The organism is Mucilaginibacter flavus, assembly GCF_030409315.1.
GTDB classification, from domain to species: Bacteria; Bacteroidota; Bacteroidia; order Sphingobacteriales; family Sphingobacteriaceae; genus Mucilaginibacter; species Mucilaginibacter flavus.
Window position 1 is genome coordinate 14,925 of record NZ_JAUFPS010000033.1, and the last position, 14,892, is coordinate 29,816.

General features: G+C 40.5%; 11 protein-coding genes and 1 tRNA gene. 5 read left to right on the forward strand and 7 right to left on the reverse strand.

The genetic code is table 11. The annotated features are described in order from the left end of the window. Positions 1-3: 3 nt before the first annotated feature. Together QWZ17_RS15250 and tsaD are read right to left on the reverse strand one after the other, a co-directional pair. Positions 4-174 carry a hypothetical protein gene (locus QWZ17_RS15250; protein ID WP_290306122.1) on the reverse strand — a complete coding sequence of 57 codons (171 nt, stop codon included), beginning with the start codon at positions 172-174 and terminating at the stop codon, positions 4-6. A 70-nt stretch (positions 175-244) separates the two neighbouring features. Further along, complete coding sequence (tsaD, locus tag QWZ17_RS15255) at positions 245-1,273, reverse strand: tRNA (adenosine(37)-N6)-threonylcarbamoyltransferase complex transferase subunit TsaD (RefSeq protein WP_290306123.1); 1,029 nt, start codon at positions 1,271-1,273, stop codon at positions 245-247. Between the two features lie 198 nt (positions 1,274-1,471). On the opposite strand from tsaD, the gene QWZ17_RS15260 reads away from it, so the two are divergent. Together QWZ17_RS15260 and QWZ17_RS15265 are read left to right on the forward strand one after the other, a co-directional pair. Continuing rightward, positions 1,472-5,899 carry a translocation/assembly module TamB domain-containing protein gene (locus QWZ17_RS15260; RefSeq protein WP_290306124.1) on the forward strand — a complete coding sequence of 1,476 codons (4,428 nt, stop codon included), beginning with the start codon at positions 1,472-1,474 and terminating at the stop codon, positions 5,897-5,899. A gap of 274 nt (positions 5,900-6,173) precedes the next feature. After that, positions 6,174-7,139, forward strand: a complete 966-nt coding sequence (locus QWZ17_RS15265) for an IS256 family transposase, variant Zn-binding type (protein ID WP_435404584.1) — start codon at positions 6,174-6,176, stop codon at positions 7,137-7,139. Between the two features lie 259 nt (positions 7,140-7,398). Here QWZ17_RS15265 and QWZ17_RS15270 read toward each other — a convergent pair whose 3' ends face one another. The 3 genes from QWZ17_RS15270 to QWZ17_RS15280 all read right to left on the reverse strand — a co-directional run bounded on the left by QWZ17_RS15270 (position 7,399) and on the right by QWZ17_RS15280 (position 10,657). After that, positions 7,399-8,604 (reverse strand): bifunctional 3,4-dihydroxy-2-butanone-4-phosphate synthase/GTP cyclohydrolase II, encoded by a 1,206-nt coding sequence (locus QWZ17_RS15270; protein ID WP_290306126.1) that lies wholly within the window; start codon positions 8,602-8,604, stop codon positions 7,399-7,401. Between the two features lie 137 nt (positions 8,605-8,741). Next, on the reverse strand, positions 8,742-10,166 hold the full coding sequence (locus tag QWZ17_RS15275) for an LptF/LptG family permease (protein WP_290306127.1): 1,425 nt from the start codon (positions 10,164-10,166) through the stop codon (positions 8,742-8,744). A gap of 110 nt (positions 10,167-10,276) precedes the next feature. After that, on the reverse strand, positions 10,277-10,657 hold the full coding sequence (locus tag QWZ17_RS15280; protein ID WP_290306128.1) for an START-like domain-containing protein: 381 nt from the start codon (positions 10,655-10,657) through the stop codon (positions 10,277-10,279). A gap of 174 nt (positions 10,658-10,831) precedes the next feature. Here QWZ17_RS15280 and QWZ17_RS15285 point away from each other — a divergent pair. Continuing rightward, positions 10,832-10,908, forward strand: a tRNA-Met gene (locus QWZ17_RS15285). On the opposite strand, the gene QWZ17_RS29670 is transcribed toward QWZ17_RS15285, so the two are convergent. Next, complete coding sequence (locus QWZ17_RS29670; RefSeq protein WP_353959498.1) at positions 10,865-12,478, reverse strand: recombinase family protein; 1,614 nt, start codon at positions 12,476-12,478, stop codon at positions 10,865-10,867. The two genes, QWZ17_RS15285 and QWZ17_RS29670, sit on opposite strands and share 44 nt — an antisense overlap. 51 nt (positions 12,479-12,529) lie before the next feature. Further along, positions 12,530-12,715 carry a hypothetical protein gene (locus tag QWZ17_RS15290; RefSeq protein ID WP_290306129.1) on the reverse strand — a complete coding sequence of 62 codons (186 nt, stop codon included), beginning with the start codon at positions 12,713-12,715 and terminating at the stop codon, positions 12,530-12,532. Between the two features lie 789 nt (positions 12,716-13,504). Between QWZ17_RS15290 and QWZ17_RS15295 the strand changes: the two genes are divergently transcribed. After that, positions 13,505-14,074, forward strand: coding sequence for a Crp/Fnr family transcriptional regulator (locus QWZ17_RS15295; protein ID WP_290306130.1), 570 nt, complete (start codon positions 13,505-13,507; stop codon positions 14,072-14,074). Positions 14,075-14,144: 70 nt separating this feature from the next. Then, positions 14,145-14,522: a VOC family protein gene (locus tag QWZ17_RS15300; RefSeq protein ID WP_290306131.1), complete on the forward strand. Its 378-nt coding sequence runs from the start codon at positions 14,145-14,147 to the stop codon at positions 14,520-14,522. Positions 14,523-14,892: the final 370 nt, after the last annotated feature.

Genomic DNA, 14,892 nt, shown 5'->3' on the forward strand with positions numbered 1-14,892 from the left:
CCATTACTTACCACCAGTTTTGATGTACATGTAAACTATACCGCCAACAACGGTAATAGCCAATACGATTAAGCCGGTTACACCTTTCTTTTTATCCTGGCGCATTAGCCAAACTAAAAAAGCAACCATTGGCAGTACAAAAACCGCCCAGAATATTAATGATGGAATGTTCATAGAGCCCCCTACCCCCCTAAAGGGGGAATGTTTTGATTTGTAAAAGTACTAATTTTTAAATATAGGCCTCCTAATGTTCCCCTTTAGGGGTTAGGGGCTTAAAAATCATCCTTGCCATAGGCGCAACGTCTTGCCCAATGAACTCGCCTTTTAAATACTTATGATAGCCGGCAATGGCAATCATGGCGGCATTGTCTGTACAATATTGCATAGCGGGTATAAAGGCTTCCCAACCGTTTTTTTCGCAAAGCGCCTGCAGGCCCAGTCGTAAACCGGTATTGGCAGATACACCACCAGCCAGGGCCAGTTGTGTTATGCCATACTCTTTTGCGGCCCTTTCAAATTTATTGAGTAGGATAGTTGCAATCCGTTTTTCTACCGAAGCGCAAATATCGGCCATGTTTTCGGTGATAAAATCGGGGTTCTTAGCAACGTTATCTCTGATGAAGTAAAGGATGGACGTTTTTAAACCACTAAAGCTAAAATCAAAGCCCGGAATTTGCGGTTCTGGAAATTTATAGGCGTCGGGATTGCCCTGGCGCGCGTATTTATCAATGAGCGGTCCGCCGGGGTAAGGTAAGCCTAATATCTTACTGGTTTTATCCATGGCTTCGCCCGCGGCATCATCAAGCGTTTGGCCGATGATCTGCATATCAAAATAATCCTTTACCAATACAATCTGTGTATGCCCGCCAGATACGGTGAGGCACAAAAAAGGAAACGTAGGATTATGATCGCCAATAAAATGCGCTAAAATATGAGCCTGCATGTGGTTAACTTCAACCAATGGAGCGTTTTGAGCAAGCGCAAATCCCTTTGCAAATGATACACCAACTAAAAGCGAACCTAAAAGTCCTGGTCCGCGGGTAAAAGCTACTGCATCAATATCATTTTTGTTTACTTTTGCGTTCAATAGTGCTTGTTGAACGGCAGGAACAATATTTTGTTGGTGAACCCTTGAGGCAAGCTCAGGCACAACACCGCCATAAGCTTCATGAATGCGTTGATTGGCAATCACATTGCTCAGGATAACACCATCAACGCAAACAGCTGCCGAGGTATCATCACAGGAAGATTCTATCGCTAATATTACAGGCACGGGTTTTAAATTATTGATTTATTGAATTAGTGAATTAGTGATTTTATGAATTTCGATCAAACTATCATTTCGTTAAATTGTAAATGAAGGGAGCAAAAAAATTCAGTAAATCAATAACTCAGTAATTCACTAATTAAAAAAAGCAAAGTTATTAAAAAAGCACTCAAAATAGTAGCCGGGTTAGTGTTGTTGATATTATTGACACTGAGCATACTTTTACTGGCTTTTCAATATAAACCTGTACAAACCTGGGCGGCCAAAAAGGCCACCAAATATTTGTCGGACGAATTGCATACTACCGTAGGCATCAACAGCCTGTACATTAAGCCTTTTAATACGGTTGTATTAGAGGGATTGTACATTCTTGATAAAAAGAAAGATACCCTGCTTAACACCCCAAAGCTTGCTGTTGACATTAATGGGTTCTCGCTTTTTAGCAGCATTAAGGCCCGGGTTATAAACTTTTCGAATATCGAACTGGATAATGGTTCCTTTTATCTTAAAAAACAAAAGGATAGCACCACCAATCTTGATTTTATTATCAATTATTTTAATTCGCCCGATACCACCAAACCAAGCGGCAAGCCCTGGACACTTAATTTTGATAGGGTAGCCATCAATAACTTCCACTTCCGTTACAAAAACCAGCTGATTGATACGGTAATGGCTCAGGTGAATTTTGATGATATTGATGTAAAGCATTTTAGTACCGTAGTGCTTGATATGGATATTAAAAACCACCTGTTTAAAGGAAATGTGCAAAAGCTTACCCTACAGGAAAAAAGCGGTTTCTACGTAAAAGACCTCCGATCAAACATCACCATAGATTCTAACCAAATCCTGGCGCAAAACCTGCATATTAAAACGGGACACTCTGATTTGAAGGATTATTTCAGGATGAAGTTTAAATCGTTTAATGATTTTAACGAATTTACCACCAAGGTTTACATGGATGCCGAGTTTAAATCGTCTCGGGTATCGTCAGCAGATATCGCTTATTTTACCGCCGGACTTGAAAAAGTAAGCTTCGATCTTGGCCTGGAAGGCCGGGCTAAAGGGCCGGTAAGCAACCTTAAATCAAAAGGTGTTACCATAACAGGCGGCCAGGCCACCTTTATTAAAGGCGACTTTAATTTACGGGGATTACCAGATTGGGATAACACCTTCCTGGAGCTGAAGTTTGACCAGATAGCCACCAACAAAAAGGATATCGATTATTTGATCAGCCATTTCTCCGGTCAGCCTAACCTCAAAACGCCAGATATTATTAACAAATTTGGCAATGTGAATTTTACGGGTAGGTTTACCGGTTTGCAGAACGACTTTGTAGCCTACGGGATGTTCAAAACCAAAATGGGTCGGTTTGACTCCGATATCAACCTAAAAATAGACAAAAAAGGCAACCCAAGCTATAGCGGCAAATTAGATGCTTTTAACTTTGACCTTGGCGATTTACTTGACGAAAGCTCATTAGGCCGCACCACCTTTACCTCAACAGTAAAAGGCAGCGGCAACGATTTAAAAACCCTGGCAGAGCAGGTTGACGCCCGCATTAATTACATTACCTATAATGATTATACTTATAACAACCTAACAGTTAAAGGATCATTCATCAAAAAACTGGCCGATGCCCACATTACCATTAATGATAAGAATGTTAAGCTTGATTTGAAGGGTAAAGTAAACTTAAATCCCGAGCTACCTTCATATGATCTTGCTGCTACCATTAAAGATGCAAAGCTCAATAAACTGAAGCTCATTAAGGATACCATCACTTTAAGCACCCAGCTTAATACATCGTTTGTAGGTAACGATCTTAAAAATATTGAGGGCAATATTTTGCTTTCGCCTTTACGGGTGGTTGATCCGCGTAATAATTACCTGGTTGATTCCCTGTACCTGTGGGCAAAGGGGAAAGGCGATTCAAGAGAGATAGCCATGAAATCTGACTTTGCCGACGCTAATATCAAAGGTAGTTTTGATTTGGCCACGCTGCCATCCTATTTTAAAACCATCGTTAAAAAATATATCCCTTCGGTAAAAACAGAAATTGTAACACCCAAACCGGAGCATTTTGATTTTAACCTTAACCTCAAAAACCTCGATCCGCTTACAGCTATTTTTGTACCCGATTTAAAAATCCCTGACCAGGGCACTTTTACCGGGCAGTTTGATTCGGCCAATAAAACGGCTACCTTATCGGGCTATATTAAAACCATCAAATACGGCAAAACCGTTTTTCATGATTTTATCATTGACGAAAGCACCTCCGACGAACTTCTGGGCCTTAACATATCGTTAAAGAAAGTTGATTTAACCGATAGCCTGTTCATTAAGGATATCAACATTACCAATTTCCTTAAAAACGATAGCCTTAACTTTAACGTAAAGCTTTCTGATAAAAACGCTGTAAACCAGCTGGATTTGTACGGGCTTGTGGAGTTTGGCAAGGATACCACCGCCAAGCTAAAACTGCTGCCATCTGACGTGATCTTGGAGCACGAAAAATGGAAAATTCAGGATCAGGTGCGTATTCGGTTGTTAGATGGCAAAACGCAGGTATCCGGCTTTGAGTTATCTAACGGGCCTCAAAAAGTAAAGATCAACGGCTTTATATCTGATAACCCAACAGATCAGCTTAAGCTAACTTTTGAAAAGTTTAACATGCGTACGCTTAATCAGCTTACCAAAACATCGGGCATATTTTTAAAAGGAGCGCTCAATGGCGATGTAAATATGACGGCCATCACTAAATCGCCGGGTGTAGACGCGCATTTAACCGTCGATTCGCTCACGATGAACAAAACTCTCATTGGCGATGTAAAACTGGTATCAACCCTGGGCAGCGACCGCAAACAGGCCGATATGAAGCTAAACATTGTTAACCGCGGTTTGGAAACCATGAATATTGCCGGCATTTACGCTTTTGGCAAAGACACCGAAGACAACCTGGACTTTGATGTTAAAATGAACCAAACCGAGGCAATCATTTTTGAGCCCTTTATTAAAGACCTGGTATCTGATATTAAGGGCAATATATCAACCAATTTAAAACTATCGGGCAGCCCATCCAAACCGCAATTAAACGGGGATGTTACCCTGGTGAATACCGGCGTTACGGTTAACTATTTAAAAACACCTTACACCGTTAATACTAAGCTAAGCGTAAATAACAGCGTTATTAAAATTGATAACATGGTGCTTAAAGACAAACGCGGTGGCACCGGTACAGCTAACGGCACCGTGGATTTGGCCAATCCATCAAACCCGGATATTGAGGTTGATTTAGTCGCCAAAAATTTGCTGGCGTTAAATACCAAGTTTAAAGACAATCACGTTTATTATGGTACGGCCTATGGCTCGGGTAAATTCAGTTTTAAGGGGCCGGTTGATAACATGAAAATTGATATTACCGCTAATACTGAAGCCGGCACCATTTTCAATATCCCGCTAAACACATCATCGACCGCAAGCGATTATGATTTTGTAAAGTTTGTAAGCCATAGCGATACAGCGAAAGTGGTAGCCAAAGACCGGGCGTTTAATGGTGTTACGCTTAATTTCGACCTTACCGTTGACGAAAAAACAACCGTACGCATAGCCACTGATTACGGCTTGTTAGAAGGCAGCGGAACGGCCCATAACCTTAAGCTGAATATCAACAGCCTTGGGGATTTTGAAATGTATGGCGACTTTTTGATTACCACCGGTAAGTTTGAGTTTACCGCCAAAAACTTTATCAGTAAAAACTTTACGGTAAGCCAGGGCGGTACCATCAGGTGGACAGGTAATCCATCAAATGCCGAGATAAACCTCAAGGCCCTTTACGAGGTACGTACAGATCGTTCGCCACTTTACACGGCCGCGGGCTTACAATCGCCACAAGGTAACAAGCAGGTATTGGTACAGGCCGAATTGATCCTAACCAAATCGTTGTTATTGCCCAATATTGATTTTGACTTTAACTTCCCTACAGATCCATCTGTAAAAGACGACGTGGCTACCTACCTGGCCGATAATAACAACCGGAGCCAGCAGGCCCTGAGCGTTATTTTACGGCGCAACTTTTCATCGGGCACTAATAATAACCTTACCAACCAGGTTGTGGGTACCGCCCGCGACGCCGTGAGCGAATTTGCCTTTAATAAGCTTAACAGCCTCATTGCGCAATCAAACATCAAATACTTTGATCTTAACATCCGCTCGTTTTCTGAAGCCAGTGCCTCTTTAAAGTTTTTTGATGACAGGTTAACCTTTAACGGAAGTTTGTTTACCAACAACGGGTCGAACGATTTATTCAACAACAATAACAGTACCTTGTTCAATCAAAGGTTTGACGCCATAACCAAGGATTTTGAGGCGCTATACCGCATCCGTAAGGATGGCAACCTAACCGCGAGATACTCGTACCGGGTACTTAATAGTACTACCTTAAATAACCTCAACAATCAATTATTACCGCAATATGTAAATGGTGTGGGTCTTGTTTATCAACGCGACTTTGATACGTTTGGCGAGTTTATCCGTAACCTTTTCCGCAGTGGCAAACGTAAACAGGCGCCGGTAAACCCGCTCCCTGCAACCAACTCAAGCCCGGTGGTTACAAAATCTGACGATGAGGATTAAGCTTATTAGATGTGCAAATATGCAGATTTCAGATGTGCAGATGATTTGTTGATGTACGGTTTAAGATTATAAGTGTACGGATTGATTAAACCAAGAAAATCTTGAACAAAAAGCAGGTTGATGTTAACATCAACCTGCTTTTTGTGATATAATTGCCAAAAATAGTTGGTAAAACCTTTGTAATCGACTGTAATAAAGCAAGATACATTAAGCAAATTGAAATCGGTTTCAATTTGCTTTTTTTGTTACATGAAATCGGCAAAAAAAGGCGTGTTTGACCTGTAAGAGCACGGATGTAATAAAATGGGGTAAGCAGAATAACAAACAGCGATATAAGTGTAAATCATGCGGGCTATTGTTTATTCGTCAGCATGCCGGTGTAAGAGATAAGAACCGGTTTGTTTGGTTTGAGGATTGGATCATCGGTCGGCAAACCATAGAACAGATCAGCAAGGAAAGCGGGTATCCCAAAAGGACACTGATTCGGTATTTTCATGCTTACCTATCGAAGCAACCTGTCTTTAGCGTTTATCCATCTGAACGGGTAAACCTGCTTATAGACGGCATCTACTTTAACAATGACCTTTGCCTGGTGCTTTACCGGGATAATACGATAAAGTTTACCCAGTTGTACCGACTGACCAACGGTGAGTGGTATGAGGAGTTAAAAGAAGATCTTGAAAACCTGCTCAAGCTGGGTGTGCAGATCGAGAGTATCACCTGTGATGGCCACAAGGCCTTATTGAAGGCAATACGAAAGGTTTGTAAGCACGCTACACTGCAACGATGCCTGGTACACATACAGCGCATGTGCAAGATATGGCTTACGGCGCGGCCTCAAAGCCAGGCGGGTATCGAACTTAGGCGCATTTGTGCTAAGCTGCACCTAATTAAGACTTCGGAGGAAAGGGACTATTGGATAGTCAGCCTTTTTCGATGGCACGAGCAACATAAGGTTTTCATCAACGAAAAAAGCTTTAATGCCGACAGTAGCCGTTATTGGTACAAACATAAGATGGTACGGCGCTCCTTTATGGTCATCAAAAAAGCCTTACCCGATATGTTTCGTTACATCGATAATCCGAGGATACCCAAAACGACCAACGGGCTTGAATCGTTCTTTGGTCATCTGAAAGGCAACCTGAATATACATCGCGGCTTATCTCCTTCGCACAGAAAAGAGTTTATTCTATGGTACTTGTTCCTCAAGAATAAACAAAATGGTAATAGGTTTTCTTAGCCATATTTGAACTCTACCATAAATAAAAAAAGCCGGACTTTCGTCCGGCCATGGTATCGTTCGCAAATATTATTGCTGGCAGGTTGCACCTCTGCAGAGCCTGCGTCCTCTTATATCTACATTTGCTATTTACTGCTTTTTTTAGCTAATTCCACCAACTATTTTTGGCATCATTACCCTTTTTGTATTTGCACATCATCTGCACATCTGATGGAAGCTCATCTGCACATCTGAAATCTGCATATCTGCACATCCAAATTTAATGATCCCTCATAATGGCGTGATCCATTTTATCGCGTTTGGTACGCAGGTAAAGTTCATTGTGGGGGTTTGATGCAATTTCGATTGGTACGTTTTCTACAACTTCTAAACCGTAGCCGATAAGGCCGGCGCGTTTTTTAGGGTTGTTGGTCATGAGGCGCATTTTTGAAATACCAAGGCTACGCAATATCTGGGCACCGATGCCGTAGTCTCGCTGATCCATTTTAAAGCCTAATTTAATGTTAGCCTCTACGGTATCATAGCCATTTTCCTGCAAATGGTACGCTTTAAGCTTATTAATAAGCCCGATGCCACGTCCCTCCTGGTTCATGTAAACAATAACGCCTTTACCCTCTTTGCTTATCATCTCCATAGCCTTATGTAACTGCGGACCGCAATCGCACCGGCAGGAGCCAAAAATATCGCCGGTAACGCATGAACTATGTACACGGGTTAATACGGGTTCGCCGGGTTCCCAGGTGCCTTTTACAAGGGCGATATGATTTTCGCCTGTATCCAGCTGGGTGTAACCAATCATCTCAAAATCGCCCCATTGGGTTGGCATTTTTACCGATACCTCTTTTTTCACTAACGATTCGGTACTTAACCGGTAAGCGATCAAATCTTTTATAGAAACTATTTTAAGGTCAAATTCCTTAGCCATCACCAGCAAATCGGGCAAACGGGCCATCTCGCCATCTTCCTTCATAATTTCGCAGATTACCCCGGCGGGTTCAAAGCCGGCTAAAACAGCCAGATCAACAGCCGCCTCGGTATGGCCGGTTCTGCGCAAAACGCCACCATCTTTGGCAATCAACGGGAAAATATGACCAGGGCGGCCTAAATCTTCGGGCTTTGTTGCCGGATCAATTAAGGCCAACGTGGTTTTTGAACGATCTGATGCCGAAATGCCAGTTGTGCAGCCATGGCCAAGCAAATCAACCGAAACCGTAAAATTGGTTTCGTGCGATGTGGTGTTATGGCTTACCATAGGCTCCAGATCAAGCTCACGGGCTCTGTCTTTAGTAATAGGGGCACAAACCAGGCCGCGGCCATGGCGTACCATAAAATTTATAGCTTCGGGCGTAGCATTGCGTGCCGCTGTCAAAAAATCGCCTTCATTTTCACGATCTTCATCATCAACCACAATGATCATTTTGCCTGCCTTTATATCGTCGATAGCTTCCTGTATAGTATTTAACATTGTATAGGTATTACGCAGGGCGAGTTTAAAAGGCTGCCATGCTTTATTAAAGTTTAAACAAATTTAAAGTATATCCAAATGATTCTGGTCGGTACTGTGTAAAATCATTAGGGAGGTTGATGCTGCCTGTGTGTTGATCATCGCGCGGCCTTGCGCTTCAAAAACTTATTGAAAAACCTTTTGTAAGAATCCATATCGAACAACACCGAATCTGTTGCCGCTTTATAGGAAAGGAAAAGCCCTATGGGCAGCAGCACGATGATGGCAATCCACATACCAAAAAACGTTGGAATATTACCCGCTTTTACAGATTTTTCGCCAATGGTGGATATAATGTGATAGATAAGGAAAAACACAACCGAAATTACAACCGGCAAACCCAGGCCGCCTTTGCGGATAATTGCCCCAAGCGGCGCGCCTATCAAAAACAGCACGATACAAGCGGCCGAAAGCGTGAATTTTTTTTGCGCCTGTGAAGCATAACGCCTGATGGTCATGGCATCAAAATCATACTTATCTGTACGGTTTTTTAAAACATCCCTGATAGAACGAACTTCGGACGAAGCAGTTGATAAGGCCATAAGCTGGTTACTCAAAGTCATGCTTTTAAGTACATCTTTATCGGCAGGAATATATTTTATTTTGGGCGCTTTGGTTGGTAAGGTGAAATATTTAAGATACGGCGTAAGGAGCTTATAATTCATGTTAACCGCAATATCAACCGCTTTTTGGCTTGAGTCCACAAAAAACCGCAATTGCTTTAAATTCATCATTTCTGATGCTTGCTTAAATTCGTTTTGATCGGTGCGGGTAAGTGTAAAGCCCGAAAGATCAAACTTGGTCTCAGTTTCCTTAAAACGGAAACGGGTTAGCCGCTGGCGTGGGTTATAACTGTTATCCCCTCCTTTCGACTCTACATAGTTAACGCCGTTTTTCAGTTTTAAAACCAGGTATTTATCACCCATGGTACGGTACATGGTGCCCTCTTTGGCCATGGTTACCTCGGTATTATTTTGCTCGTCGTTTTTTTTGTAAATGGTGATATCATACAAGCGCTGTCCATCCGGATCTTTACGATTCACCCTGATGGTATAACCGGGGAAGCTTGAGCTAAAAACCCGCTCGGGCAGTAAATCGGCTGATTTTTGCTTTCGGGCGTCATACAACAGCGAGTAATACTTAAGGTTGGCCACCGGCAGCATGTAATCTGAAAAAAAGAACGCAGCAATACTCAATATTGATACTACTGCAATCATAGGGTACATGGCCCGGCGTAAAGAGATTCCGGCAGCTTTAATAGCCACCAATTCATAATTTTCGCCAAGCGCGCCATAGGTCATGATGGTAGAGAGCAGCACCGATAGCGGCAAGGCCATTGATACATTGGTGGCCGAGTTGTACAACATCAGCTCCAGTATGGTGTACCAGGCAAAGCCCTTGCCAATCAAATCGTCGATGTATTTAAACAAAAACAGCATCAGCAACACAAACATCACAATGAAAAGCGTTACTGCAAACGGACGTATAAATGATTTTAGCAGCAGCAGGTGGATTTTTTTCATCAGGGCAATTTGTATTTATCAGCTTGAAAAACCGGCGTTTGGGCCATGGTTAGTCCATTAACGCAAAAGTAGCGTTTCGTGATACAAAATTAGCTAAAATAAAATTGGCCTTAAGCGCCTAATACGCTAATGAGGTAATCTATCTGGTTATCCCAAATTAACCGGCGCTCGGGAATCTGTTCTTCTGTAGCAAAATCGGTAATTGCGAGTGCAACATCGTTGGTTAGTTCGTCCTGTAATATCTCCATTTCAAAATAGCATTGAGGTTCATCCTCCAGCCATTTAAAACGTACCAGTTTATTTTCTTTTACCAGTATCAGCTTGGCTTTCTGAGGCTCGCCATCCCAGGTAAACGTAAAAACCTGATCGCGAAAAACCACATCATCGGCAAACCATTGCGCTAACCCGTTAGGCTCATTTAAAAAGGTGAACAGTATTCTTGGAGATGATTTTATCTCATACTCGATAGTAAATTTCTTTTTTTCGGACATTGAGGTTTATACTTGAAAAGCGGGTTAAGCCGTAAATTTTAACATTTTTTCTAAAGAAAGGGAATTTCTGCTATATTTGCAAACCTTTTTAAGGAAGCACATTGTTTTAACAAACAAGGCAACTCTTTTAACAACCATATAAAGAGCGATTTAAATTAAAAAGGCACAAAAAACGGCGGGGTAGCTCAGATGGTTAGAGCGTAGGATTCATAACCCTAAGGTCGGCAGTTCGATCCTGCTCCCCGCTACCAAACAGGCGAAAGCGGCAAAATCCAGATTTAATTCTGGTATGCCGCTTTTTTTATTGCTTATAAGTTGCTGAAAATAAGTCATATACAAAAAAAGGAAATTTATTCGCGGGGTTCGAACTTCTTCTTTTTTCTTACTAAAAGTAATACCATCTGGAAACACTAATGACTGGATCTTTTGCTTAACCACATAGTCGCTTAAAACCCACTTTTCAGCCATTTTTGAAGCTATTTCCAAGGAAATATCAATGCAATCTCCAAGGTTCGAACTTTTTTTAGAGGCTTTTAAAATCTTACCTTCTAATTCGTCTTTTTCCAGCAGATATTTCTCCGAAAACTTGTTGTATAATTCACCATTAATTTCTTCTTCGATATAACGTTCTTCCAAGCGGTCTATCTTTTTCTTTAACTCTTTATATTGATTGACTAAAGAAACGTATGCCTCTTCTTCGCCTTTAAATAGTTGATTAAAAGTTGCTATGGCCTGTTGTCGGATAAGCTGTAAAAAATCACGGTCTAAACTTAGTGTGAAATTATTTAGTAAATTATAAAATGTCTCATTCAGAGATTTGGCATTCTTGTTTGTATTACAGCCGCGTGTTTTACACTTATAATAATGGATATTTTTTTTGCGCATCAGGTAGCCCGTAAGCGGCTTACCGCATTCCGCACATTTTGTAAAGCGCTTTAATGGGATGGCTTCGTTCTCTTCTTTCAAAGAGTATCCATGAGCATTCTGATCTAAAATTCCATTGACTTTCAAAAAGGTAGCTTTGGATATCAATTTTTCCTGATTACCCTCAACGACACGTCCTTCCAGCATATTATGCGCCATCAACCCGCAATAGAATGGATTTCTAAAAATTTCCGATATTCTTTGATGGTTTAATTTTAAACCCTTCTCCGCTAGTTTTCCACGAATGGCTTCATTTGATAAGTTGTATTGTGATTTCCACTCATAGGCCTGCCGTAAAAGTTTGCCCTTTTCGTTAACGATTATCTTACGAATACCATTAATGCGCACGATATCAAACCCAAGTGGTGCTGCGGTTGGCCAATCCCCCCGCAGTAGCATTTCTTTTATCCCTGCTGTACATTTTTGTTTCCTAAGTTGATTATCAAATTCACCAAACAAAAACAGCATTTTCTGCTGCATTTGGCCCGATGCACTGGAGGTGTCAATAGGCTGGGTAACTGAAACTATTTCTATTCCCAACTTTCTAAGTTCACCGCTTAACCAGATGGAGTTATCATTTCTGGAAAAGCGCTCCAAACTGTAAACTAATATGTAAGATACTTTTTCCCTGGCCTTTTTTACGAATGCCAGCATCGCGATGAATTCCTTTCGTTCATCATTTTCGGCACTTTCATAAGTTCCACCGAATTGGGCTAATACTTTATATTTTAGTCTTTCAGCATATTGATTACACCCTTTCAGTTGCGTACCCAAACTTAAATTATCAGCTTGCTCCCTACTACTAACTCTGGTATAGATTACACAATTGGTACCACGTATTTTGCTTGACGTTATTGTTCCTTTCGCAAATGTGTCAAATGGAGTTATTTCAATCATAAATATGCGCTTTAAAGGCCTGAAAAGAAATACAATTTACGTATTTTAAGTTTATTTTCCAAGGTTTTCACTCGAATTATAACTGCAAAAGAAGGCAATTTCTGTCATCTTTTTGATGGTGATTATGATATCCAAAATTTGGTTTTCAGAGAGTTTGGCGAATGCTGGATGACCCTTAACTTCTTCAACGGTAAGATCTTTCTTACGTAAAACATCTAAGTCTTGAAATTTATTCACCTTTCTTAAATTATATTGTAGATGTGATGAGACGGTTGTCTTACACTAGAACAGGAAGAGGCACCAATACATGCGCATTCCTGAACCATTAGCCTGGAACCTTAAACTGTCAGCAAATTCAAATCCCATTGGCAAAAAGGAAAATCGCATCCGCGATATTATTGAGTTCAAATCTGGACTATTACTACCCTAAATTTTGCCCAAAAGCAAAACCCCCATTGAAAACGACCATGTGTCGAATTCAACGGGGACATCGGAAGAAAGAGGGCTTTCCTTTCTCCAGTATTGGTGTTGTGGTTATTTGGGACCATCAACATAATTTCTTTTTGGGCAATTAATAGCGTTTGTGGGGGTGATGTCCGAGAGCGCTTCTTGAAATAGCTTATGGTTTAGCGCTAAACCTTTATATACACTAATATTAGTTTTCACAACATCAGTTATTCGCAGTAACGGCGAGTTGTCTCACGGCCTATGCTCAAAGCAATCAGGATTACCACCTGCCACGACTTTGTGTGTTAATATTAAATATCAATAGTAAATAGCTAAGAAGCTTACAAGTACCGATTTAAAAACTATGCCGCTTAGATTAAAGATTCGAAATATTTTAGTCTCTTGTTATGCATTGAAACCTTATTTCTATCAGTGCGACGAGAGTCATTGAAGATTTACCGACATCATTTCAACTTAAATAGTTATTATCCTTAAAGTCTAAAGTAAATTGTATTACTTAGGACATTAATACTTTAATGAACGTTTACTGTTCTATTTATCTTTGTTGTAGTTTTATATATGTCATCAAACGGTTTAAAAATAACAGGACAATATAGTGAAGAGGATGCCCTACTTTTTGAAAAGGAAGTAAAGTTTCGACAATTTGAGAAAGATGAATTGTTGTTGAACAAGGGCGATGTGGCAAAATCAATTTTCTTTATTTTAAAGGGGGCTGTATATCAATATACTTTAAAATCAAATTTAGAACACCATGTAATTGACATACATACAGAAAATGAATGGTTTGTAAATCACAAAAGTTTCGTTTCTCAAATGCCATCAGATATTTATATCAGGGCATTTACAGCATGTGATATTTTAGAAGTCAGCATTGAATCTATCCACTTTCTGATAGGCCAATCTCCCTCCTTTCTCCAATTAAATAAGGTATTTGATAATTCCACTTCAAGAGTTTATTTTTTTGATAATTTACTGACACCTTTACAGAAGTATCAATTCATATTCGAAAGTAAGCCTCAGCTATTACAGCAATTTCCATTAAAGATCATTGCTTCCTTTTTAAAGATCACCCCTGAAACTTTAAGCAGGGTCAGGGAGAAATTTGCGCGTATCAACTGCAATTCTTGATTTGAATCAATTGCAATGAGATCTGTCAATTCCTATGTTTGTTTTTTAAATCAGAAACAACTAACAACCTATGGAAAATAGTGCTATCTCCATTAGACCATTTATTGGAGCAAGAGATTTTAAACTATCAAAAAGTTTTTATCGTGATTTGGGGTTCAATGAAGTTATTTTGACCCCAACTATGTCGTTATTTAAAACAAATCAATTGGGATTTTATCTGCAAGATGCTTTTGTAAAGGATTGGATAGACAATACAATGGTGTTTTTAGAAGTGGAAGATGTTGTCCAACATTGGAATACACTGATATCCTTAAAACTTTCAGACAAATATACCGACGTAAAGCTCTCTCCTGTTCGGGTTGAACATTGGGGTAGAGAATGCTTTTTGCATGACCCCTCCGGAATCCTTTGGCATTTTGGCGAATTTTTTCAATCAAAATCAAGTTAAAATTTAAACACTGTTTCAGTCATACATTGAAGTGTATAAAATATTTTAATTGAACCTTCAAATACAATGCATAGCAATAAACGTACTTAATTACATTAGGTTAGAATCGCCTGTTATAGCCACTGTTGCGCATGTATTCATTAAACCTTCGTTGGTGTTCCCGTTCCTCGTTTATTCTTCGGTTAAGTACAGCACATCTCCATGCGCACAATCCGCAGGATAAAAAAGCTACAGACAAGCAGGTTAAGGTTTCCTTCCTTGCTTCAATTTTCTGAACGGGCGTCATTTTGGAGATTCTGTTGAACTTGACCACCACATTCCGGCGCAAGCTGACCACCCATTCCGGGCGAAACTGACCAGTGCATTCCGG

Bases quoted from the DNA above. Each gene is read 5' to 3' on its own strand.
- QWZ17_RS15250 (WP_290306122.1), bottom strand. From the start codon at position 174: ATGAACATTCCATCATTAATATTCTGGGCGGTTTTTGTACTGCCAATG.
- QWZ17_RS15270 (WP_290306126.1), bottom strand. From the start codon at position 8,604: ATGTTAAATACTATACAGGAAGCTATCGACGATATAAAGGCAGGCAAA.
- QWZ17_RS15275 (WP_290306127.1), bottom strand. From the start codon at position 10,166: ATGAAAAAAATCCACCTGCTGCTGCTAAAATCATTTATACGTCCGTTT.
- QWZ17_RS15280 (WP_290306128.1), bottom strand. From the start codon at position 10,657: ATGTCCGAAAAAAAGAAATTTACTATCGAGTATGAGATAAAATCATCT.
- QWZ17_RS29670 (WP_353959498.1), bottom strand. From the start codon at position 12,478: ATGATTGAAATAACTCCATTTGACACATTTGCGAAAGGAACAATAACG.
- QWZ17_RS15295 (WP_290306130.1), top strand. From the start codon at position 13,505: ATGTCATCAAACGGTTTAAAAATAACAGGACAATATAGTGAAGAGGAT.
- QWZ17_RS15300 (WP_290306131.1), top strand. From the start codon at position 14,145: ATGGAAAATAGTGCTATCTCCATTAGACCATTTATTGGAGCAAGAGAT.